Source organism: Flavobacterium sp. FG68 (genome assembly GCF_057808895.1).
Map to the genome: position 1 here is coordinate 57,723 of NZ_JBMDIY010000016.1, position 24,091 is coordinate 81,813.

A 24,091-nucleotide genomic window follows, 5' to 3' on the forward strand; every position below is an offset into this window, starting at 1 on the left:
CTTGATTTCAAATTTACAATTATAAAAAATGCATAACTCCAAAAGTAATTTGCGTATTTTTTTTATAATTCAATTTAGAAAATCCCTATTTCCCTTTCATCAATTTTTCTAAATATTCAACTTTATCTTTTTCAGCCTGAACCAAACGTTCATAAAGTTCCACAACTTTATCAAGAGCATTGAATGTGCAAGAATTAAAAGGACCATTTACTTGGCCGTGGTTAGCGCTATTATCGTAAAAGTTATTAAAGAAATTAAAAACAGATTCTTCTGTAAAATTTTCAATAGCTTCTACTGTCACGCCAAGTGCTTTTGCAATTTGTACCAATTTTTCGAAATCAACAGTTTCGCTGGTTTCAATGCTGGAAATAGTCTGCTGGCTTGTGCCAATGGCATCTGCAAGTGCTCCTTGTTTCATTCCGCGAAGCTCTCTTATTCGGCTGATATTTCGGCCAATATTTCTGGGTCTGGTTTCTGTGCTCATAATTCAAAGATATTTAAAATTTTTGATAAAAATAACTGTCCGTAAAATACAAGATCGATTTGATAATTTACGGTTTTAGATATTTTTCAAGTAGTAAATATATTCTTTTTCTTACTTTTGAAAACCTTCAATTAATTAATTTTTAAAAATAATTTGAGATGAACCATAAATTAACATTCAAAGAAAGGGCTGAAATAGCTATGGAACAATTGGCAAGGCAGAAACCCGTTACTTTAGAACAAGCAAGAGCGCAGGCAGAACGCTTAAGCCAGGCAAGCAAATCGAAAGAAAAGAAACAGCGATAATAAAAATTAACAAGAGAATTATATAAATAGAAAAAAACATCTACATTTGCACCCGTAATAAAAAAACAAAAAATACAGATGATACTTTCAGTAAGACAATATTTTGATCACTTAGCAGGAAATCTTCCGGCTAAAATATCAGGATGTATCATGTATTTTTATGAAATTGAAATGTAAGTTTTAGAGTTCAACTCAACATAAAATATAAAAGCGTCCTTATTTCGGGACGCTTTTTTTGTTTTTAGGCATTTCGATTTCGTTTAAAAAGCACTTCGACTTCGCTCAGTGTGACAAAAAAATGTTTCGACTTCGCTCAACATGACAAGAAAAATGATAAAAAATAAACCTTAACTAAAAATAATTAAAAAAATAATTGACCAAATGTTTAATGCATAATCTAAATAGCGAAATATAATCTTGAAAAGTAATCTGATGAGAGACAGTCATTTGATACAAAAAGGAATCTGCACCAGTATGCGGACAAGGATTTCTATGTTTTAATTTTAAGTGTAAATATTTGATAATCAATAAAATAATTTTAAAAATGATTTGGATAATTGATTTTTTCGACTTTATCTTTGCCGAAGAAAATTTGAAAACAGAAATTCAAATATCAACAACAATTTCAAAATATAATACAACATATAAAATGGTTTTAAATATGAACATATATAACACACAACTGCTAGACCCGAGATTCGATCTTGGACGTTTAACAACACAGGTGCATCAATACAGGCAATAGGATAGTTATATCATATTGAATTTATAAAGCACCTTTAACAGGGTGCTTTTTTTATGCCCAAAAATTATGATTTCGTAGCTCAATTGGCAGAGCGCTTGACTGTTAATCAATAGGTTGAAGGTTCGATTCCTTCCGAAATCGCACTGTTCTCTAGAAGGAACTGGCTCATTGGGGTTACTGGCTAACCTTCCCGACTGTCTCTCGGGAGAAACGGGTTCGACTCCCGTATGAGCCGCGAGTTTGCCGCAAAGGCACTAAGACGCAAAGTTTTTTGTTTCACGCAGATTGAGCAGATTTACTTAAAGTATAAACTTTGTGACTTTGCGAGAGATTGACAAAGTATTGCAAAAAGAGCTGGCGAGCAATTTTCTCGCAAAGTCGCCAAGACGCAGAGAAAAATAAACTTTGTGTCTTAGTGCCTTCGTGGCAAAATAAAAAAAACTGGGAAGATAACGGTGGTTGTTTACCCGCCTTGGACGCGAGAGGTCGCAGGTTCTCCCGATAGCTATCGGGACCAGACATATGCAGGAATGGCGCAATTGGTAGACGCGGCTGACTTAGAATCAGTTTTTTGAGAGTTCGAGTCTCTCTTCCTGTACTAAACAATAATAAGTCGCAAAGACACAAAGAGAAAAAAACTTAGTCTCTTAGTATCTCAGCAACTTAGAACCTAAAAAAATAAAAAATGAAAAAGATAAGCACATTGTTTGCTAAAGACCCAAATAACTTAGCAAGAGTAGTAAATAAAATCAATGCAGAAAATGCATGGGTAATAAACGGAGAAGCAATCGCAACGAGAAAATTTGACGGTACATCTTCGGCCATTATCAACGGAGAATTATACAAAAGATTCGACGCCAAAAAAGGGCGTACGATTCCGGCGAATGCGATTCCGTGTCAGGAAGCAGATTTAATTACTGGACATCACCCGCATTGGTTAAAATGTGATCGTTCAAAATCTGAAGACAAACATTTCTTCGAAGCTTTCGATCGCTTAGAAGATAAAACAGACGGAACATACGAGTTATGCGGACCAAAAGTTCAAGGTAACCCTGAAAATTTTGAGAAACATACTTTAGTAAAGCACGGCAGTGAAATTCTTGATTTTGTAAGTCTTGATTTCGATGATTTAGAAAAAATCTTATCAGAAAATGATATTGAAGGAATTGTTTTCCACCACATTTCAGACGGAAGAATGTGCAAATTAAGAAAAACAGATTTCGGAATCAAACGCCTAAAACTAGAAGCCGTTTAAAAGTAAAACAAATCTGTTGAATGTAATTCATAAAAAAATATTCAACACATAGAAACATAGATTTAAAATAAGAGTAAAGAATACAAAAGAGAAACATATTTCTCTCACATAGCTAACTCTGTGTATTTAAACAAGTGAAACGCCTTTTTTTGAGGCAGAAAATCTATGTTCCTATGTGTTTAAAAATTATGCTCAACAGGAAAAAACAAGTAACATTTAAAATTAAAAACGATGAAACAAAAATACAACCGAATAGCCCTTGTTGGAATTGAACAGGAAGAATATGACATTATAAAAGCCCAGTATTCAGGACATATTATCTGGCATCAGTCTATACCTAAAATTGTGGTTAAAGATGAGGTTTTGTATATGGAAAAATCGAATGGAGTTGGAATGTTACCTGTAGATAAAGTCGTCTATTACGGAATTTACGACAATGATTTTGATTTTATTACCGGTCTTGCGATCTGGAATGGAGATTGTTATCCAAAGGCTTCAGCAATGCTAGACTGCCGTTTTAAAATTCCTTGTCTGGTAAAAGCATTGTCTCTTTCAAGATTTAGTGCTCCACGCGGATTTATAAGTGCAGGCGCTTCTGTTAACACAACCGGAGATACGATTGCAAAATGGGGAAACTGGCATTGTGGTGAAAACAAACATCGCTTTACCGGAGAATGGGAAAGCGAATTTACCGCAACCATTGAACCTTATTTTGAAGGTGATGCCGTTCGTATTATGATGATTGGTGAAACGTATTGGCAGATAAAACTAGAAGGTGACGATTGGTTAAAATCTATTCATCCTGATAATGCCAATTTTATGCCTGTCGATCAGGATTTGTTAGAAGACACGCTTTATATCAAGAATGTTTTGCAGATGGACATGATTGGAAATGATTACATCGTTGCAAAAGACGGTTCTAAATATTTATTAGAAGTCAATCATATTCCCAACATAACCCGATTTGAAGAGGTTAGACAAGTCTATTTATCGACTGTAATAGAATGGATTAACTAAAACTTTTTACACTGCGCAAAATTACTGCGCAGTGTAATTTGAATATTTGTTCAGGAAAAATAATGGTTATGAAAACGATTAGAATTTATTGTAAAAAATGTAAAGAACAGCTAACTCAAAATTTAGTTGAAACAGAATCAAAACATTTAAGATTTGAAGATGGAACTAGAGCAATTGATTCAGGTAAATTTTCGATTTGGGAAGATGACAATAACGTTAAAGAATTAATTGTCGCTATTGAAAATTATGAATTAAAAAATCATAAAGATTTGAGAAGATTTACAGGATGTTGTGGAAGTTCTGGAACGGATGGAATGAATAAGACTTGTAAAAATGGCCATGAAGTAGCAACAGAAGTTTCAGATTGCTGGACACCACATTATATAAATTTCGATTTAAACAATATTATTATAAAAGAAGTTATAGATGATTATAATCTTAGAATAATGAAATTTTAAAAATATCAAACAAGCCCAGTTGCGTGTTTCTGTATAGCACCATTGTAGGGAACTTTCCGCGAAAGCGAATTATGTTTTTCTATGCAGCTTGGTTTGGAGGTTTTTGATTGTTTTCCAAAAAATGATCTCCATCTATGTGTTGTGGGTTCGAATCCCATTCGCAGCAATGCGATAACTCAATCCGGGAGAGTAATAGAAGTCAACGCAGGTTCGAATCCTGCACTACTCCCGATGGGGTAGTTGGACGAGCGGTAAGTCAACTACAGACTGAAAATCTGTTTTTCCAGAGACCATCACTCTTAAAAAGATGACCAGAAAAAAAGCTGATTTGTCTTTGTCAGTGAAACTAAGGTTTTTGAACCTGAAATTTCACACTCATGATAAAGCCAGTGCGAAAAGCAATGTTTTGAGAAACACTTGTTTTCTTCTCGATTTGATTGTTAAGATGATTTGGGGATCGTCTCTGCAAAATACAATCGAAAACAATTCGGGTAAACAAATTACAAACTCTTCATCCGTTTTTTTCGGAGGAGAAAGGCAAAGAGGTTTTTTTATTTAGAAAGAGAGAATAGAAGCAAGATTATAGAAGCAAGAGAATAGAGTAAAGAACATAGAATAAAGAATATAGAATAAAGAATATAGAATAAAGAATATAGAACAAAGATTTTCGATTGTTCTACAACTTGAAACTTGAAACAAAAAATAAAAATATAGAACAAAGATTTTCGACTGTTTCACAACTTGAAACCTGAAACAAGAAAAACTTGAAACAAAAAACATCATGATAAAAAGAATTAAAATCGAAGCATACCAAGTGGGTTTGCTTTTCGAAAACAGAAAATTAATTAAAGTATTAGAAGAAGGTTTGCATTGGATTTTTGGAGACAAAAATGTAATGATTTACGATATGAATGCCATTTTTCACGCTCCTTTTGAATTGAACATTTTATTGCAGAATGAAGTCTTGGCTTCAATGCTTGAAGTTGTTGAGGTTGCCGATAACGAGATTGTTTTGCATTTCGTAAACGGAAACTTTAAAGGAACGCTGACTCCGGGAAGACATCCTTTCTGGAAAGGAATTGTGAAAAACGAATTCAAAAAAGCAGATCTTTCTAAAATTGAAATCACAGAGAATGTTCCAGTAAACTTATTAGAACATAATCAATTGAAATACTTTGTTAGAAAATTTATTGTAGCAAGCAACGACAAAGCTTTGTTGTTTGTGAATGGAACTTTCGTTAAAGAATTAAAATCCGGAACACATTACTTTTGGAATAACTCCATTACAATCGAAGTTAAAACGATTGATATGAGACAACAACAAGTAGAAATTTCAGGACAGGAATTATTGACCAAAGATAAAGCAGGATTAAGAATCAACTTTTTTGTGAGATACCAAGTTGTGAATATCATGAAAGCTTTGGTAGATAATAAAGATTTTGAAAAGCAATTGTATGTCGCCATGCAATTGGCTTTAAGAGCTTTTGTAGGCGGATTGACTTTAGACGAATTATTGGCTAAAAAAGATACCATTGCCGAAGCTATATTGGCTGAAGTAACAACTAAAATAGAAGATTTAGGTTTAACGATTTCTGATGCCGGAATTCGTGACGTAATCTTGCCTGGAGATATGAAAGAGATCATGAACCAGGTTTTGGTTGCTGAGAAAAAAGCACAGGCCAACAGTATTATGCGAAGAGAAGAAACCGCTTCAACAAGAAGTTTATTGAACACAGCAAAGCTGATGGAAGAAAACGAAATGTTGTGGAAATTGAAAGAGATGGAATACGTTGAAAAAATCGCCGATAAAATTGGAGAAATCACAATTTCAGGAAGCGGAAACGTAATTGGTCAATTGAAGGAAATCTTCGTGAAATAAAGAAAAACCATCAACGGAAACGCTGGTGGTTTTAGTTTAAAAATAAAATTTAAAATGAATCAAAAAATATTTTTTACGTCTGATCATCATTTTGGTCATACAAACATAATTAAGTTTAGCGAGCGTCCATTTGCTTCGGTGCAAGAAATGGATTCGGAACTCATTAAACGATGGAATGAAAAGGTGAGTCCGAAGGATATTGTCTATCACTTAGGTGATATTTCTCTGGCAAGACCAGAACGAACAAAAGAAATTTTAGACCAGTTAAACGGTTCAATTTTTCTGGTACAAGGCAATCACGATAAATCGGCTTTAAGTTATAAAAAGCGATTTGAGTGGATTAAAGATTATTATGAATTAAGTGTTGAAGATGCAGATGCACCAAACGGAAGACAGAAAATAATCTTGTTTCATTACGCCATGAAAGTGTGGAGAAGTTCATTTAGAGGAACATGGCATTTATACGGTCACTCACACGGTCATTTGTTTGACGATGAAACATCACGCTCTTTTGATGTTGGCGTAGACTGCCACAATTATGAACCGCTTTCTTATGATGAAGTAAAAGCAATCATTATGAAGAAAGATTGGAAAGCTCCTTTTGGAGATAGAGAATTATAAAATATTTAAAAATTAAAGAAATGAAAACTACAGATAAAATTATCATCATTGATTTAGAAGCCACATGTTGGCAGGGCTCGGTCCCGCAAGGCCAGCAAAATGAAATTATCGAAATCGGATTAGCCGTTTTAGATTCAGAAACCGGACAGATTACTAAGAACAAAGGCATTTTAATAAAACCGCAGCGTTCGCACGTGAGTCCGTTTTGTACTGAATTAACCACCATAACTCAGGATTTATTGGATAAAAACGGAGTAAGTTTTGAAGATGCCATTAACGAGTTAATCGACGAATATAATCCCGATTTATATACGTGGGCAAGTTACGGTCAGTACGACCTGAATATGCTTAAAAAACAATGTAAATCGTTTGGTATTTCATATCCAATGGGAGACGAGCATATCAATGTAAAAGAACATTTTGCCGAAAAGTTTGGTCTGCAAAGGTCAACTGGAATGAATGGTGCTTTACAGATGCTGAATATTCCGCTAGAAGGAACACATCACCGCGGAATTGACGATGCTAAAAACATCGCCAAGATTTTGCATTGGTGCCTTAAAAATTAGAATTTAATTTGTTAAGAGCAGTTATCTAAAGGATAGCGGATAACTGTACAAAGAAACTGCGAATATATATTGTTTGCAGTTTTTGTTTTTTAGGCATTAAAAAAGGCTGTCTTATTAAGACAGCCTTTTTCTTTGGTTAAATTATTTTGATTAATTGTGATTATAGATTTTAGCGTAAAGATCTTTATAGATTTCTTTAATGATTTTACGTTTTAATTTTAGAGTAGGAGTAAGCTGTCCGCCATCGATAGACCAAGCATCCGGCGTAAGCTCAAAACGTTTGATTTGTTCCCAGTGTCCAAATTTCTTATTGATGCCTTCTACTTCTTCATCGATACGTTTGATAACATCTGGATTTTCGCTGATTTCTTTATCTGTACTTCCTACAGTAATTTTATGGATTTTTGCCCATTCTTTTACAAACTCAAAGTTTGGCTGAATAAAGGCTGCCGGCATTTTTTCGCCCTCACCAATAACCATAATCTGCTCGATAAAACGAGATTGTTTCATGGCATTTTCGATCATTTGCGGTGCAATATATTTACCTCCTGATGTTTTGAACATTTCTTTTTTACGATCCGTGATTTTTAAGAAACCTTCGCTGTCAATTTCACCAATATCTCCTGTGTGGAAATATCCATCTTGTAAAGCTTCAGCTGTTTTTTCAGGATCTTTAAAATAACCCAACATTACGTTTGGCCCTTTACAAAGAATTTCTCCGTCTTGTGCAATTTTGACTTCAATATTACGGATTGGTTTTCCAACAGTTCCAATTTTAAAACCTTTGTTTCTTTGATCGTTAACTGCAATTACCGGAGAAGTTTCAGATAATCCGTAACCTTCCATAACCGGAATTTCTGCAGCAGCAAAAACTCTAGTTAAACGCGGCTGTAAAGCAGCACTTCCGGAAACCATTAAATCTAAATTTCCGCCCAAACCTTCTTTCCATTTGCTGAAAATAAGTTTGCGGGCAATTTTTAACTGAAACTCATACCAAAAGCCATTTGCTCCGTATGGTTCGTATTTTAAACCTAAATCAATAGCCCAGAAAAACAGTTTTTTCTTGATGCCGGTTAATTCAGTTCCTTTTGCATAAATTTTATCGTAAACTTTCTCTAAAAGCCTCGGAACAGCCGTAATAACGGTCGGGCGAACTTCTTTTAAGTTATCACTGATTTTATCAATCGATTCTCCAAAATATACCGAAACACCATAATATTGATAAATGTATAAAATCATTCTCTCAAAAATATGGCAGATTGGCAAAAAGCTCAAAGCTGAACTTTTTCCCGGATCAAACGGAATTCTTGGCGCACTGTCTAAAACATTAGAAACAATATTGTTGTGCGAAAGCATAACACCTTTTGGTCTTCCCGTAGTTCCGGATGTATAAATAATAGTAGCTAAATCATCTGTTTTGATGCTGTCTTTTCTGGCTTCAACTTCACTTTGGTTGCTGTCGTCTTCTCCGGCTAATAATAAATCAGACCAGTGTTTGCAGCCCGGAATTTCATTAAAAGAATAAACCTCTTTTAAAGTAGGAACGTTAGCTCTAATCGCTTGTACTTTTTGATATACTTCATCATCAGAAACAAAGCAATAGATACTTCCGCTATGGTTTAAAATATATTCGTAATCTTCCTCAGCAATTGTTGGATAAATAGGAACATTTTGCGCACCAGTCTGCAAAATACCAATATCCATCACATTCCATTCGGTTCTGTTATTTGAAGTAATTAAGGCAATTTTATCGTCTTTTTGAACGCCCATACGCAATAATGCTCTTGAAACGGCATTAGCTTTTGCAATATATTCTGCGCTGGATGTTTTTTCCCAGACTCCGTTTTTTTTAGTTGCAAGTGCAACCGGAAGGTTATAAGTTTCTTGTTGATAATAGGGAAAATCAAAAAGTCGTGTGATTGAAACCATGTTTAATATATTGAATTTTACTGCAAATTAAATAAAAATAAGGTATGATTTTTTATTTTATGGAATTTTATGGGAAAATTTATAGACACTATTAAAAATTTACGAAAACGTTTTCTTTTTTATAACGAATATTCCCAAAAACCAAGAAAAATTTAATTTGCGATGGTATTTTAAAAGTCTATTGTACGTTGTAATCTTCGTATTCTTTTACTCTTTCACCCATTAAGAACATTTTTTTCTTAACAAAATGAATCGAGAATTGAGAATAGAACCATTCGTTACCTTCAACGGGTCTGTACCAAAATGTGTAGGACTTACTATTGAAACCTTCTTTAAAAATTGGAGTTCCTTCTTCGCTACATTCAATTCCCCAATTGATTTTTTGCTTGCTTAAATCTTCGGCCTGAATAGAACCCGTTCCGTCAGGATTTAAAATGGTAACAGGTTGTTTTAAACCAATAGGAGCATAAGTTCCCTGAACAGGAAAACCAATAGTGGTTGTAATATAACGCTCTTTTGAATTGTGGGTGATTACATTTACTTCAGCTTGTGAGTATGATTTTGAGGCAGCAAAAAATAACGTAATAAGTAATAAATGTACGGCTTTCATTTGTATGAAGGTTTAAAAGTGTTTTTTGGCGTTTATAAAAATCAGCGGCTAATTTTTATGTAGCGAATATAACTTAAATTTTGATTAAAACAGAAGAATTTGATTTAACTAAAAAATACCGTGTTTTTCCCCTTTTAAAAACAGTAGATTACCTTGTTAATTTAGATTAGGCTTATTTTATTTTTACCCCGTTCAATGCGGAAGCCGAAAAGCACATAGAGTAGGCACTAATCAACCAAAAATAATTATGGAAACTGCCTTCTATTTAGCAATGGGCTGGTGCGGTACCAAATATCCAGGCTGGTGGAAACGCTTTTGGAGAAGCCCTCCGCCGCCTCCGGATCCGGAACCCTGGTGGACTATTGCATTAATTGGAATCGGACTGGTTGCGGGAGCAGCCGGCGGCTTATTCTTTAGTAATGCAATTGCAGAAAATCAATTTTTTGCAGGTCAAAATGCAGTCGCTTCAGGGCTATTTGCATTTGGGACAGCCAATGTCATAACCGGAATTGCATCAGCATTTAAAGACTAAAAAAAATGCCTCGATTTAGGGATAGCGTCGGGGTATTTTTATTTTATTTAAAGACTAAAAGCATTTTAAGATTATATAAAAATCGCTGCGAATTACACGAATTATTTTTTTATAGCCACAGATTAAAAGGATTAAAATGATTTCTTTTTGCAGAAAAAATCTGTGCTAATCTGTTTAATCTGTGGCAAAAAAAACGCCCGATAAAATTCGGGCGCTTTAATAAAAATATATTTTTTAGTTTTTCTCAATCCATTTTCTGGCATTAACAAAAGCTTCGTGCCAAGGCGAAACCTCGTCATTTCTGTCTTTTGGATAATGTGCCCAGTTCCATTGGAAAGTCGAACGCTCAATATGAGGCATCATAACCAAATGTCTTCCTGTTTTATCACACATCATTGCCGTGTTGTAATCAGAACCATTAGGGTTTGCAGGATAACCTTCGTAAGCGTATTTAGAAACAATGTTGTAGTTTTCTTCTGTAAGAGGTAATTTGAATTTACCTTCTCCGTGAGAAACCCAAACTCCCAAAGTACTTCCAGCCAATGTTGATAACATAACTGAATTGTTTTCCTGAATTTTTACAGAAGTAAAAATACTTTCGTGTTTGTTACTTTCGTTATGAAGCATTTTTCCGTGAACTTCGTGCTCTGGATTAATCACTTCCAATTCCATAAACAACTGGCATCCGTTACAGATTCCAACAGATAAAGTGTCTTCTCTTTTGAAGAAATTATCCAAAGCTGTTTTTGCTTTTTCGTTGTATAAGAAAGCTCCAGCCCAACCTTTAGCAGAACCTAAAACGTCAGAGTTAGAGAATCCACCAACTGCACCAATAAACTGAATATCTTCAAGAGTTTCACGACCCGAAATTAAATCGGTCATGTGAACATCTTTTACATCAAAACCTGCTAAGTACATCGCATTTGCCATTTCACGCTCAGAATTACTTCCTTTTTCACGAATAATAGCCGCTTTTGGTCTCTCGACTTCGCTCGAGATGACAGGCTTTTTACCAGTAAAATGTGCTGGGAAAGTATAATTTAAAACCTGATTTTTATAGTTTTCAAAACGTGCCTGAGCTCTTCCGTTTTTAGATTGTTTTTGATCTAATAAATAAGAAGTTTCAAACCAAATGTCTCTGTACTTCGCAATATCCAAATTATAAATTCCAAATTCCAAACTTGGTGTACTTTGAACTGTACCTAATTTGAAAAATTCGATGTTGTTTGCGTTTAATTTAGCTTCAACAGCTGCATCAGATTTAGCTTGGAAAACGATTCCGATGTTTTCTGCGAAAAGGATTTTCAATAAGTCTTTTTCTGCGAAAGCGCTGAAATCAATTTTAGCTCCCAAATTCACATCAGCAAAACACAATTCTAATAAAGTAGTAATTAAACCACCACTTCCGATATCGTGACCCGCTAAAATCTGGCTTTCGCCGATTAATTCCTGAATTGTATTAAATGCATTTTTGAAGAAATAAGCGTCTTTAATTGTAGACGTTTCATTCCCGATTGTGTTTCTGATTTGTGCAAAAGAGGAACCTCCTAATTTGAAATCATCCTGCGACAAATTGATATAATAAATAGAATCTCCATTTTTCTGTAAAACTGGTTCAACTACTTTTCTAATATCGGTACAATTTCCTCCAGCCGAAATAATAACCGTTCCCGGCGCAATTACTTCGTCATTTGGATATTTTTGTTTCATCGAAAGTGAATCTTTTCCTGTCGGAATGTTGATTCCCAATTCAATTGCAAATTCCGAACAGCCTTCAACAGCAGCATATAAACGAGCATCTTCACCTTCATTTTTACAAGCCCACATCCAGTTTGCAGATAATGAAATACCTTTTAAACCATCTTTAATTGGCGCCCAGATAATGTTTGATAACGATTCTGCAATAGCATTTCTGCTTCCTGCAACCGGATCAATCAAAGCCGCAATAGGAGCGTGGCCAATAGAAGTTGCAATTCCTTCTTTTCCTAAATAATCCAGAGCCATAACGCCGACGTTATTCAAAGGCAATTGTAACGGACCTGCATTTTGCTGTTTTGCTACTTTTCCTCCAACACAACGGTCCACTTTATTCGTTAACCAGTCTTTTGAAGCAACAGCTTCTAAACGTAAAACGTCTTTTAAATAACTTTCGAAATCATTTGCTGAATAAGCAAGATCAGCATATTTTCTATCGATAGTTTTATCTGTCATAACCGTTTTTGGAGAACTTCCGAAGAAATCTTCTAAAGCATAATCCATCGGTTTTGAACCATTTGAGTGTGATTGGAAAGTAAAACGGTGATCTCCCGTTACATCTCCAACCTGATACATTGGCGAACGCTCTCTGTCGGCAATTCTTTGTAACGTATCAATATCTTTTTGACCAATAACTAATCCCATTCTTTCCTGAGATTCGTTACCAATAATTTCTTTTGCAGAAAGAGTAGGGTCTCCAACTGGTAATTTATCCAAATCGATTAAACCTCCAGTTTCTTCTACTAATTCCGAAAGACAGTTTAAGTGTCCTCCAGCTCCATGATCGTGAATAGAAACAATTGGGTTATTATCGCTTTCTACTAAACCACGTATCGCGTTTGCTGCACGTTTTTGCATTTCAGGATTTGAACGCTGAATCGCATTTAACTCAATTCCTGAACCGAAAGCTCCAGTATCTGCAGAAGAAACCGCAGCACCACCCATTCCAATTCTATAATTTTCTCCTCCAAGAATTACGATTTTATCGCCTTCTTGTGGTTTCTTTTTAATTGATTGATCTAATTTTCCGTATCCAATTCCTCCCGCTTGCATGATTACTTTATCGTAACCAATTTTTCGTTCGTTTTCTGAATGTTCGAAAGTTAAAACAGAACCTGTAATTAACGGCTGACCAAATTTATTTCCGAAATCAGAAGCTCCGTTTGAAGCTTTGATTAAAATATCCATTGGTGTTTGGTACAACCATTTTCTTTCTTCAAGAGCGTTTTCCCATTTTCTGTCGTCGTTTAAACGAGAATATGAAGTCATATAAACGGCAGTTCCTGCTAATGGCAATGAACCTTGTCCACCCGCTAAACGGTCACGAATTTCTCCACCAGAACCTGTTGCAGCTCCGTTGAAAGGCTCAACTGTTGTTGGGAAATTGTGTGTTTCTGCTTTTAAAGAGATTACAGAATCGAATTCTTTTATTTCGTAAAAATCAGGTTTGTCTGCTGATTTTGGTGCAAATTGCTGCACTTTTGGTCCTTTTACAAAAGCAACGTTGTCTTTGTAAGCAGAAACAATGTCGTTAGGATTTTCCTGAGATGTTTTTTTGATTAATTTGAAAAGAGAAGTTTCTTTTTCTTCACCGTCAATAACAAAAGTTCCGTTGAAAATTTTGTGACGACAGTGTTCTGAATTGGCTTGAGAGAAAGCGAAAATTTCAGAATCAGTTAATTTTCTTCCAAGTTTTGTTGAAAGATTGTTTAAATATTCTACTTCTTCTTCGCTTAAAGCTAAACCTTCTACTTTATTGTAAGTAGCAATATCATCAATTTCCAGAATTGGTTCTGGCTGAATGTTGATAGTAAAAATCTCCTGATCTAATTCATTGAATTTTTGGAAAAGCATCGGATCAAAATCAGCGAAATTTTCCGTTGCCGGATGAAATTCTTCAATTCTGATAATGCCCGGAACACCCATGTTTTGAGTGATTTCTACAGCATTTGTACTCCAAGGTGTGATCATAGTGGCGCGGGGACCAACAAAAAAACCCGTCAGTGCGGATTTTTCGATCTTATTCGAGTCGGCAAAAAGCCAGTTTAATTTTGAAATGTCTTGAGCTGAAATTTCGTTTTGCGTTTGTACGGCAAAAACAGTTTTGCTTTGGTTTTCAAAGAAATGGATCATTGTGATGTGTAGTTTGTTGTATTGAGCTGCAAATTTAGTGTAAATAAATAGTAAGCACAAATTTGATAACAAACTCTTTTAAAAAAAATGAAGTTGCTTTGAAAAGGGATTGAATTTTAAGGATTTTGTATTTAATCTCGCAAAGACGCTAAGACGCAAAGTTTTTTTGTTTCACGCAGATTCAGCAGATTGTGTAGATTTTTTTTTTGGTAGAGTTATTAATAAATGGGTGTCAATGTTTTGTAGAGGCGCACAGCAGTGCGTCTTCTTGTGTGTGAGGTTTTCTCGCAAAAAATGTATTTAATCTCGCAAAGTCGCTAAGACGCAAAGTTTTTTTGTTTCACGCAGATTTGGCAGATTGAACAGATTTTTTTGGGTAGAGTTATTAATAAATCAGTGTCAATGTTTTGTAGAGGCGTATAGCAGTGCATCTTCTTGTGTGTAAGGTTTTCTCGCAAAAAATGTATTGAATCTCGCAAAGTCGCTAAGACGCAAAGTTTTTTGTTTCACGCAGATTCAGATTGTGTAGATTTTTTTTGGTAGAGTTATTAATAAATCTGTGTCAATATTTATTAGATTTTTTAAATCTGTTATATCTGCCAAATCTGCGTAAAAAAAAAGTTTTTTTATTACAGTGTAGAGGCGCACAGAAGTGCGTCTTCTCGTATGCAAAGTTTTTTGTTTCACGCAGATTCAGCAGATTGAGCAGATTTTTTTGGGTAGAGTTATCAATAAATCTGTGTCAATATTTATTAAAATTTTTAATCTGCTTTATCCGCCAAATCTGTGTGAACAAAAATATTTAGTTGATTACTATCTTTTTAATTATAGTTTTTGAATCTCTTGTGATTTTAACGATGTAAATTCCGCTTGAAAGATGACTTACTGACAATACAGAATCTGTTGCGTTTTGTTTTTCGAAAACTTTTTGACCTGAAAACGAAAGGATTTCTATCGAATAAGGAGAATCAGAATTGTCTAAAACAATATTGAAAATTCCATCAGAAGGATTTGGAAAAACCACAATTTCATCTGAAAGTTCTACCACTTCTTCTTCAATTGGTTTAGCTATTTTACTTGCTAAGTTATTACAAGTATCTTGTGAAAATGAATCCCATTGTGAGCTTAAATTGAATGTAGTGCTTGGAGAAGTTACCGTTGATTTTCTTCTTAAAGTAACGTCAACAGCAAAATTTGCAGTTCCGCCATTAAAAGTTCCGATGATGTCAATTAAAACCCCATTTTTAAATAAACCTACAGCGTCATTTCCGTTAAAAGTTAATTCAGTTGCCGTTGTTGAAATATTGGCTGAACTTGGAGAAAAACAGCTTGAAGAAATAGAACTGTTTACAATTACAAATTTACTTCCAGTTGTTAAAGTTCCGCTTAAAGCTAAACCTGTACTCCATGAACCAGCGCCATTGGTTTGTTTTTTTATTGTGTAAGCAGACAAACTAACAGAACTTCCTGTGTTGTTTGCAATTTCTAAAGCTTTGTTATTTCCAGAACCTTCAATATATTCAGAGAAAAGCAAATCGGTTGCAGTTCCTGTTCCGCTGCTGTTGGTAGTAACCGAAATAGTATTACTTGATGCAGAAGCATTTCCGGCAGCGTCTTTTGCTTTTACATAAATAGAATAAGCTGTAGAAGCAGTTAAGCCTGTAATAGTTGTGGCTGTACCTGAAACTGTGGTTTTGTAAGCGCTGTTTGCATAAACATCGTAACCTGTCACGGCAACATTATCTGTAGAAGCTGTCCACGAAAGTGAAATTGAAGTTGCTGTTTTTGAAGTCGAAGCCAAACTTGTTGGAGTAGTTGGTGCCTGAGTATCTCCAGAAGGAGTTCCGCCCCAAATTTGATTCACATATTCCGGATGATCGATATATGGGTTTCTATTACCCTGACGTGCATAAACTGCATTGTTTCTTGCAATTTCTCTTGCACTTACAGGATCTTGGGCGTTCCATGCCAAAAGAACATTTAAGAAAGCAGTTGTAAAAACTTGATTGCTTGAACCGTCAAACATCGCATAAGAATATCCTGAAACAGTATTTTCATAGCGAGTTGCAAAATAAAAATACATTCTGGCAATATCTCCTTTAAAAGCATTGATAGGTTCAAAAACAGTTCCTGAGTATCCAGATACAGAACTCGATCCTAATTTTCCTCCATTTTGAGAAGTATAAGTTGCAGAACTTACCGTTCCGTGTGGATAATTAGAACGTATTCCGTTTACTTTTCCATCTGTTGGAGTGATAAAATGCGCGTCGGCAACCATTGGCGACTGCTCATTAAAAACCGACTGTGGAATAATATGTTCTCTGTTGTAGCAATCACCTTCAGCAGAATAATTTCCACAGCGTTGCGTACTTCCTGTGCTGTAATTGTATGGATCTGTTCCTGATGGATTTTCAGAATACATGTCTAATACTGTTCCGTCATTTTCGTAAAAATTATCAACGTCAGAAGTTTGATACGTGGTATATAAACCAGCATATCCATTATCAGTATGACCTTTAATAATATTATACAATTGCGTTTTTAGAGTATAACTTGTTCCGGTTGCGGTGTTGTAATAACCAGAAGGAATTTGGGCAAAGCCAATTGTAACAGACAGCAATAACAGTAAAAAGTAATTTTTTTTCATAAAAATAGGGGTTTTAAGTTTGGTTGTAATACTTTTTAAAGTTCTGAATTTTAGAATTTTAAATAAGTATTGTAGCAAATCTATTACTTTTATGAATACGAAACGTTAAGTGATGTTTAATTTTGAGGTATATTTTCTTACGTGTTGATTTTATTGCCAAATGTTATATTGTTGAATCTAATTATTTTTTCTCAGCGTCATTGTAGTGCTCATGTTTTCTTGATTGAAATCGGTATCTCGTTTCCCTGTTAAACTCAATGCAAAAAGCATTTCTGTATCAGTTATGAATTTTATTAAGCCTAGAATTTTACCTTTTTCAACAAATTTTTCATTCTCTGCTAATAATATTATAAAATCTATTGTAAGTGGACTTTTTGAATAATCGATAGAATATTTTACTTCACCTGATTTACCATCATTTTTTCCTCCTCTGATTATATAATTCTTCCCATCGATAAATTCACCGCCAACTGTTACTGAGGCATAATTATCTTCAGTAAAAATAAATTTACCCTGATTTCCATCAGAATCTATTCCAGACCATTCTCCAATAATTTTAGAAGTAGTTTGAGAGAAAGCATAACAGGAGAAAAATACTGTAAGGACTAAAAATATTTTTTGAAGAAATTTCATTTTTAGGTTTTTTTAAAATATTATTTTGAATTTTGTTTTATTGCAACTATACGTTTTATCGCTTTTTTATAGTCTTTATCAAAGCTTTTACCATAATCGTCTTTTACCTTAATTCCGTAATCAAAGACTTTGTTTTTTTTAATTCCGTAAAAAAATATCCAATCGTCACCAGAAACAATATAGCTTTCAATAATATTATATTTAGTATTATATCTTGGATTTTTAATTTCGTCAAAACCAATTACTCGTTTGAAATTATTTGTTTTTGAATTGTAGAGATACAGATTATACGTCCAATTACTTCGGACATCAGAAATGTTTTGAACCAAAACATCTTTTATACCATCATTGTTAAAATCTTTGAATTCAATTTTTTGAACAAGGCTAAAAATCGAGTCTTTTACTAAAACTGAATTTTTACCATTTAGTTTTTGACTGATAATTAAAATTGAATTTTTTTCATCATCATAACCATCTGTTTCAGGGCCAAAATTCTTTAGTTTTATTGTAATTCCTTTGTTTTTATAAATAGAATCACACTTAATTGTTTGTGTATTCTGAGCAAACGTACAAATACAGCTTAATAGAAAAATAATGGCTAAAAAACTTCTTTTCATTGAATACTATTGTATTTTTAAATTTACGACTTCGCAATTTTTACGAACAAAATTCACCCAAAACTTAAATTTCTTATACCACTTATATGGTAAAAAAAACTTCGTGTCTTAGCGCCTTAGCGGCAAAAAAATCTATTTAGGAAAATCTTTACTTTGATAAGCACCCAAATCTGGCGGAGAAGTTCTTGCAGCTCCTAAAATATCCAATGGAATTATATACGCCGGATTCCCTTTCGCGAAAGCGGCAGAAGTTTTATCAATATTCAACTGATTTTTAGAAACATTATAAAACTTTGGATTTTCGTTTACAATAATATTATTATAATGTTCCGTATCTGTTTTAAACTGATAATCAGGATTTGATGTTGTACCAAATTTCAACAGGCAATTATTTAACTGATAAACAAAAGCAGCACTTGCATTTTTTTGTAAATTGAATTCATTCGTGCTGGAACCATAAATAATACAATTATTGAAAGTCGCCTGTGTTAACGGATTTGTTTCCGGTGAGGCTCCGGCTAAACTATTACTTAAGTTCACCGCAAAATGCGAACTGTTTTGCCAGTTATTATTAAAGGTACAATGTGTAAAGCTGTAATTTCCGCCGTAAACACAAGATAAACCTGCAATTCCGGCATAATTGATTACGATGTTTTCACCGTTGATATGAGCATTTTGGGCTAAAATTCCGTATTCGACGCAATTGTAAATTTGTGTGTTTTTGATTTCAATTGTATTTAACGGATTTTTAAAATCCAATCCAACAACAGCATTTTTTAAAGTCAAATGATTGATCGAATGATTTGTGCTTCCGTTTGCAAAAAGAACAGATTTCCATTGTCCCGGAATATCAGAATAAAGAGATTCCAGACGATCACCTTCAAAAATAACTTCGTTTTCTAGTTTTTCGGTTGTTGAAGTAGTTCCGTTAATTTGAAGTGTGGCTTTATCGCCAACATACAAACCAGAATTAGCATGAAAATGAACTCTTGCTCCGGCTTCAAAAGTTACGGTTTTATTTTCTGGAACTCCGGCATAACCGTAAATAACGTATGGTTTTTGTTTGGTAAAAATCAATTCATTTCCGTTTTCAGGATCATTTTCGTCCAGATAAAATCCGTCGACATCTTTTCCTTCAATTTTGATTTTTTCCTTAGTTCCGTCGGCATTTTGTTTTGGAAATAAAAAAACAGCATCCTGAATTAAAGTAACCAAAGCTACTTCCTGAAGATTAGCGCCGCTGTCAAACTGAATTTCATCGGTATATAAAAAATCAGTTGGATCAGCATCAGTAATATCTGCTGTCGTTTCTATAAAAATATAAAGGCTGTCTTTTGCTAAAAGCGTAACATCTTTAAAAATCTTTCCGTTGTTGCCGCTCATTCCGTCAACCGTCATTCGGTATTTTGAATTAAGCCCTTTTTTAAGCTGTACAATTGGAATTGAAATATCGTTTTTGCTTCGGTTGTAAACCTTAAGCTGATAGGTGCTTGAACCAATGTTTTTAAAAACAGTATCTAAATAAACAGTGTCTTTTGAAAACTTTAAATCTCCGGTACTGGCAACGGTATCAAAATCAGTTCGGCAAGAACTAAAAGCTAGAATTATTCCGAAAATAAAAAGTACAAAGTATTGACGCATATTTGTTTTGTTTTTTGCCACAGATTAAAAGGATTAAAAAGATTTTTTTCACCACGAATTTCACGAATTTTCACAAATTAAAATTCGTGGAAATTCGTGAAATTCGGGGCTGTATATTTTTAAATTTTTTTAATCTGAGTAATCTGTGTAATCTGTGGCAAAAAAAAACTTCCAGCCAAAGATTGATGTTTGATTGTTTTTGTAAAAATAGCAAAAAACTTACATGTTTGAAGTTGAATTTTAATTTTAGAATATGATTTTCGAATTTGTATCTCATCTTTTCTTTAATTTTACGATTTTAAAGTCCATTTTAATGAATTATACAAAAGAACAAATTTTAACGTACTGCAATGAGTTTTCTAAAAACACCTTGATGGAAACGCTAAAAATAGAATATATCGACGCTGGGGAAGATTTTTTAACTGCAAAAATGCCTGTAAATCCAAGTGTTCACCAACCAATGGGACTGCTTCACGGAGGAGCTTCTGTAGCTTTGGCAGAAAGCGTTGGAAGTGCAGCTTCACACTTTTTTATTAATCCAAAAGAACAAGAAGTCCGCGGAATCGAAATCTCTGCAAATCATTTAAAAAGCATTCGCGAAGGCGTAGTTTTTGGTACAGCCAGAATTATTCACAAAGGAAGAAGTCTTCACCTTTGGGAAATTAAAATCACGGATGAAGCCGGGAATTTAATTTCGCTTTGTAAGCTTACAAATATTGTTTTAGAGAAGAAGAAAACAGAATAATGAATATGAATAATTTTTTCTCAAAAACAAAACAACATTACAATCAAAATTTACCTTTTGTAATTTATTCTAAACCTAATACTTCAAGTGTTTTTGGGCTTTTACAGCAAAATGACACTTTATATAAAATTACTGATTACAGTGAAAAAGGATTCGTTTTTGCTTCTTTTGATGAAAAACAGCTTGTTTTAATTCCCGAAAATGAATCGGAAATTATTAGTGCTGACAAAGAAGTTACTGGATTTGAAACAGCTGAAATTGATGATCTGAATTTTGATGCAGAAGCTAAAATTCAATATGAAGATTTAGTTTCAAAAGGAATTGAGGCAATTAAAAACGAAGAATTCAAAAAAGTAGTTTTATCCCGAAGCGAAAAAGTAAATTTATCTAAATTTGATTTTGTTCAGACTTTCCAACATTTGGTTCAAATATATCCTACGACTTTTTGTTATTGTTTTTTTCATCCTAAAATTGGACTTTGGATGGGCGCAACACCGGAACAACTGCTAAAAGCAAACGGAAATGTTTTTGAAACAACCGCTTTGGCGGGAACGCAAAAAGCAAATTTAGAAACTGAAATTCGCTGGGAACAAAAAGAAAAAGACGAACAGCAATATGTAACCGATTTCATTGTAAAACGTTTAAGAGAAGTTGCCAATTCTGTTGTGGTTACAGAACCGTATAGTTTAAAAGCAGGTTCAATTTGGCATATTAAAACAGATATTTCGGGAGTTTTAAATGAGAATTCAACTTTGGAAGAAGTTATTGATACGCTTCATCCAACTCCGGCAGTTTGCGGATTACCAAAGAAAAAAGCAAAAGCGTTTATTATAGAAAATGAAAATTACGACAGAACTTTTTATACGGGTTTTCTGGGGGAATTAAACAGCGGTTTTGCGGGGAGTAAAACAAGTTCTGATTTATTCGTAAATTTGCGCAGCATGCAGATTCAGGATAAAACAGCGATTTTATACATGGGATGCGGCATTACAAGAGAAAGTATTCCCGAAAAAGAATGGGAGGAAAGCGTCAATAAATCAATGACGATGAAGAAAGTTTTAAAAAAATAGCTTAAAAAAATTTCAGGTTTCATGTTTCAAGTTTCACGTTCTGTGTGCAACCTGAAACGTGAAACCTGAAACAAAACAAACAAAAAAACAAAAATGAGACTAGACATATTAGCCTTTGGCGCACATCCGGATGATGTGGAATTGGGTTGTGCCGGAACAATTTTAAAAGAGGTTTCCCTTGGGAAAAAAGTAGGTATTGTAGATTTAACGCGCGGCGAATTAGGAACACGAGGAACGGCAGAAACCAGAGATGAAGAAGCAAAAGCTGCCGCAAAGATTCTAGGAGTTTTAGTTCGTGAGAATTTAGGTTTACGCGATGGATTTTTCGTAAACGATGAAAAACATCAATTAGAAGTCATTAAAATGATCCGCAAATACAAACCTGAAATCGTATTGTGCAACGCAGTTGATGATCGCCATATCGATCACGGAAAAGGAAGCAAACTAGTTTCTGATGCTTGTTTTTTATCGGGATTGATGAAGATCGAAACTTCAATAGACGGAGAGAAACAAGAAGCCTGGAGACCAAAAGTAGTGTACCATTATATTCAGTGGAAAAACATTACTCCAGACTTTGTAGTCGATATTACAGGTTTTGAAAAGAAAAAGGTGGAAGCTATTTCTGCTTATAAAACTCAATTTTACGATCCGAATTCAAAAGAACCTGCTACGCCAATTACAAGTAAAAACTTCTTTGAGAGCTTAAATTATCGTGCGCAGGACTTAGGAAGGCTCGTTGGAAAAGATTTTGCAGAAGGTTTTACGGTTGAAAGGTGTTTGGCAGTCAATAGCTTAGAAAATTTGATGTAAATTTTTCATTTTTTTCTTTGTAGAAGTAAACCTTTGTTATATATTTGCACTCGCTAAGCAAAAATGGTGGTTGTAGCTCAGCTGGTTAGAGTAGCGGTTTGTGGTGCCGCGGGTCGCCGGTTCGAACCCGGTCAGCCACCCAGAAATTTAAAGCCTTGAAGAAATTCAAGGCTTTTTTTGTGCTTATTTGTTTTGAACCATATAAGTTATGTAAGGTCATTTTAGATTTAGGCTTGAATGCTGTGATTAATAAGTTTAAAGAGAATAGCTTAGTATTTCTTGTATCTCAAAATCTTTCTTATTTTAAATATAGCCCGCGGTTTCAACTGCGAGGACGTTTAAGAAATGCGTATTATATATAATATGCGTTGTGAGATATTGCGTTTGTGATATACATTACGCTCCAGCGGTTAAAACCGCTGGCTATGTTTGATGCAGCTTATCTAAATTTCATCTAAAATGTTATTGTATTTCAAATATAGCCCGCGGTTTCAACCGCGAGGACGTTCAGGGTACGTATTGTGATATTCGTTGCTGTATTGAGATGTGAAATACGTTGCGTTCCAGCGGTTAAAACCGCTGGCTATGATACTTTATATGATCTATAATAATTATAACATTAAAATAACCACAAACCAATCTAAAATGACCTTACATAACTTATATGGTTAAAAATAAAAACAAAAAAAAGCATGACGGTTAAATCATGCTTTAGTGGTTATTATATTTGGCTTATTGTGTTTTTAAATTTCCTCGAAAGTTGTTCCTTGTTTAATATCGCCGGTTTTAAAACCTTTTTTAAACCAGTACATTCTTTGTTCTGATGTTCCGTGGGTAAAGGAATCCGGAACAATTTGTCCTTGCATTTTGCTTTGTATTGCGTCATCACCAACGGCATTTGCTGCACTTAATGCTTCTTCAATATCACCTTCATCTAAATTTTGCTGATTGTAATGCGCCCAGACTCCCGCATAAAAATCGGCTTGTAATTCCAAGGCTACAGAAAGTTTATTGGCTTCTGCCTGGCTTTTGCCTTCCTGATCCTGATGCATTTTTGCAGAAGTACCTAATAAAGTCTGAATATGATGTCCAACTTCATGGGCAATAACATACGCAATGGCAAAATCTCCGCCTTTAGCACCAAATTTTGTTTTTAGTTCTTCAAAGAAATCTAAATCCATGTAAACCTTTTGATCTGCCGGACAATAAAATGGTCCTGAAGCTGATGAAGCGCCTCCGCAAGAAGTTTGAACAGAACCTCTAAAAAGCACCAATTTTGGATTTTTATAAGTCATTCCGTGTTCGGCAAATATTTTCCCCCAGATATCTTCGTTATCTGCTAAAACAACTCTCACAAAATCCCCCATTTCCTCGTCTGCTTTGCTTAATGGTGCAGCAGCTTCAGTTTGGGTCTGTCCGCCTTGCATTTGTTCTAAGACAGGTGTAATGAGTTTTGCGTTTTCACCGCCAAAAACATTCAATAGCAAAATAATAATACCAATAACTCCGCCTCCAACAGCGATTTTACCTCCAGAAACTGATCTGCGGTCTTCTACATTATCACTTTGTCTTCTGCCTAGCCACTTCATAGTATTTTTATTTTAAGCTTTTTATGTTTTTTCTTGTACGAATTTATATA

General features: G+C 34.4%; 20 protein-coding genes and 4 tRNA genes. 15 read left to right on the forward strand and 9 right to left on the reverse strand.

Features of this window, described 5'->3' with window-relative positions; all coding sequences use genetic code 11:
• Positions 1-85: 85 nt before the first annotated feature.
• Positions 86-484 (reverse strand): helix-turn-helix domain-containing protein, encoded by a 399-nt coding sequence (locus ACODSB_RS11930; RefSeq protein WP_488937204.1) that lies wholly within the window; start codon positions 482-484, stop codon positions 86-88.
• Between the two features lie 158 nt (positions 485-642).
• On the opposite strand from ACODSB_RS11930, the gene ACODSB_RS11935 reads away from it, so the two are divergent.
• From ACODSB_RS11935 to ACODSB_RS11980, 10 genes are all read left to right on the forward strand, one after another.
• Positions 643-789, forward strand: a complete 147-nt coding sequence (locus ACODSB_RS11935; RefSeq protein WP_488937205.1) for a hypothetical protein — start codon at positions 643-645, stop codon at positions 787-789.
• Positions 790-1,602: 813 nt separating this feature from the next.
• Positions 1,603-1,675 (forward strand) — tRNA-Asn (locus tag ACODSB_RS11940).
• A 21-nt stretch (positions 1,676-1,696) separates the two neighbouring features.
• A tRNA-Asp gene (locus ACODSB_RS11945) sits at positions 1,697-1,769 on the forward strand.
• Positions 1,770-2,058: 289 nt separating this feature from the next.
• Positions 2,059-2,132, forward strand: a tRNA-Leu gene (locus ACODSB_RS11950).
• A gap of 87 nt (positions 2,133-2,219) precedes the next feature.
• Entirely contained in the window at positions 2,220-2,789 is a 570-nt protein-coding gene (locus tag ACODSB_RS11955) for an RNA ligase 1 family protein (protein WP_488937206.1), read from the forward strand.
• Between the two features lie 231 nt (positions 2,790-3,020).
• Positions 3,021-3,806 carry a hypothetical protein gene (locus tag ACODSB_RS11960; protein ID WP_488937207.1) on the forward strand — a complete coding sequence of 262 codons (786 nt, stop codon included), beginning with the start codon at positions 3,021-3,023 and terminating at the stop codon, positions 3,804-3,806.
• Between the two features lie 68 nt (positions 3,807-3,874).
• Positions 3,875-4,264 carry a hypothetical protein gene (locus ACODSB_RS11965; protein WP_488937208.1) on the forward strand — a complete coding sequence of 130 codons (390 nt, stop codon included), beginning with the start codon at positions 3,875-3,877 and terminating at the stop codon, positions 4,262-4,264.
• Between the two features lie 781 nt (positions 4,265-5,045).
• Positions 5,046-6,143: a slipin family protein gene (locus ACODSB_RS11970; RefSeq protein WP_053471766.1), complete on the forward strand. Its 1,098-nt coding sequence runs from the start codon at positions 5,046-5,048 to the stop codon at positions 6,141-6,143.
• A 54-nt stretch (positions 6,144-6,197) separates the two neighbouring features.
• On the forward strand, positions 6,198-6,764 hold the full coding sequence (locus ACODSB_RS11975; RefSeq protein WP_488937209.1) for a metallophosphoesterase family protein: 567 nt from the start codon (positions 6,198-6,200) through the stop codon (positions 6,762-6,764).
• A 20-nt stretch (positions 6,765-6,784) separates the two neighbouring features.
• The gene (locus ACODSB_RS11980) at positions 6,785-7,330 is read left to right on the forward strand and encodes a 3'-5' exonuclease (protein WP_256635585.1); all 546 of its coding nucleotides are present in this window, start codon (positions 6,785-6,787) and stop codon (positions 7,328-7,330) included.
• A 150-nt stretch (positions 7,331-7,480) separates the two neighbouring features.
• On the opposite strand, the gene ACODSB_RS11985 is transcribed toward ACODSB_RS11980, so the two are convergent.
• Positions 7,481-9,259 carry an AMP-dependent synthetase/ligase gene (locus ACODSB_RS11985; RefSeq protein WP_488937210.1) on the reverse strand — a complete coding sequence of 593 codons (1,779 nt, stop codon included), beginning with the start codon at positions 9,257-9,259 and terminating at the stop codon, positions 7,481-7,483.
• Between the two features lie 178 nt (positions 9,260-9,437).
• On the reverse strand, positions 9,438-9,869 hold the full coding sequence (locus ACODSB_RS11990; RefSeq protein WP_488937211.1) for a hypothetical protein: 432 nt from the start codon (positions 9,867-9,869) through the stop codon (positions 9,438-9,440).
• A gap of 247 nt (positions 9,870-10,116) precedes the next feature.
• Here ACODSB_RS11990 and ACODSB_RS11995 point away from each other — a divergent pair, with 247 nt between their 5' ends.
• Positions 10,117-10,401, forward strand: coding sequence for a hypothetical protein (locus tag ACODSB_RS11995; protein WP_053471761.1), 285 nt, complete (start codon positions 10,117-10,119; stop codon positions 10,399-10,401).
• 234 nt (positions 10,402-10,635) lie between these two features.
• Here the strand turns inward: ACODSB_RS11995 and purL are convergent, their stop codons facing one another.
• The 5 genes from purL to ACODSB_RS12020 all read right to left on the reverse strand — a co-directional run bounded on the left by purL (position 10,636) and on the right by ACODSB_RS12020 (position 19,827).
• Complete coding sequence (gene purL, locus ACODSB_RS12000; RefSeq protein WP_488937212.1) at positions 10,636-14,289, reverse strand: phosphoribosylformylglycinamidine synthase; 3,654 nt, start codon at positions 14,287-14,289, stop codon at positions 10,636-10,638.
• A gap of 802 nt (positions 14,290-15,091) precedes the next feature.
• Entirely contained in the window at positions 15,092-16,936 is a 1,845-nt protein-coding gene (locus ACODSB_RS12005) for an endonuclease (protein WP_488937213.1), read from the reverse strand.
• Between the two features lie 177 nt (positions 16,937-17,113).
• Positions 17,114-17,569, reverse strand: a complete 456-nt coding sequence (locus tag ACODSB_RS12010; RefSeq protein WP_488937214.1) for a hypothetical protein — start codon at positions 17,567-17,569, stop codon at positions 17,114-17,116.
• A 20-nt stretch (positions 17,570-17,589) separates the two neighbouring features.
• Complete coding sequence (locus ACODSB_RS12015) at positions 17,590-18,186, reverse strand: XAC2610-related protein (RefSeq protein ID WP_488937215.1); 597 nt, start codon at positions 18,184-18,186, stop codon at positions 17,590-17,592.
• A 132-nt stretch (positions 18,187-18,318) separates the two neighbouring features.
• The gene (locus ACODSB_RS12020; protein ID WP_488937216.1) at positions 18,319-19,827 is read right to left on the reverse strand and encodes a hypothetical protein; all 1,509 of its coding nucleotides are present in this window, start codon (positions 19,825-19,827) and stop codon (positions 18,319-18,321) included.
• A 313-nt stretch (positions 19,828-20,140) separates the two neighbouring features.
• On the opposite strand from ACODSB_RS12020, the gene ACODSB_RS12025 reads away from it, so the two are divergent.
• The 4 genes from ACODSB_RS12025 (at position 20,141) to ACODSB_RS12040 (ending at position 22,592) form a co-directional block, all read left to right on the forward strand.
• On the forward strand, positions 20,141-20,572 hold the full coding sequence (locus ACODSB_RS12025; protein WP_488937217.1) for a PaaI family thioesterase: 432 nt from the start codon (positions 20,141-20,143) through the stop codon (positions 20,570-20,572).
• 5 nt (positions 20,573-20,577) lie between these two features.
• The gene (locus ACODSB_RS12030; RefSeq protein WP_488937218.1) at positions 20,578-21,642 is read left to right on the forward strand and encodes a chorismate-binding protein; all 1,065 of its coding nucleotides are present in this window, start codon (positions 20,578-20,580) and stop codon (positions 21,640-21,642) included.
• Between the two features lie 93 nt (positions 21,643-21,735).
• Positions 21,736-22,452 (forward strand): bacillithiol biosynthesis deacetylase BshB1, encoded by a 717-nt coding sequence (gene bshB1 / locus ACODSB_RS12035; protein WP_488937219.1) that lies wholly within the window; start codon positions 21,736-21,738, stop codon positions 22,450-22,452.
• 66 nt (positions 22,453-22,518) lie between these two features.
• Positions 22,519-22,592 (forward strand) — tRNA-His (locus ACODSB_RS12040).
• Positions 22,593-23,195: 603 nt separating this feature from the next.
• Here ACODSB_RS12040 and ypfJ read toward each other — a convergent pair.
• Positions 23,196-24,041, reverse strand: a complete 846-nt coding sequence (gene ypfJ / locus ACODSB_RS12045; protein WP_488937220.1) for a KPN_02809 family neutral zinc metallopeptidase — start codon at positions 24,039-24,041, stop codon at positions 23,196-23,198.
• Positions 24,042-24,091 lie beyond the last annotated feature (50 nt).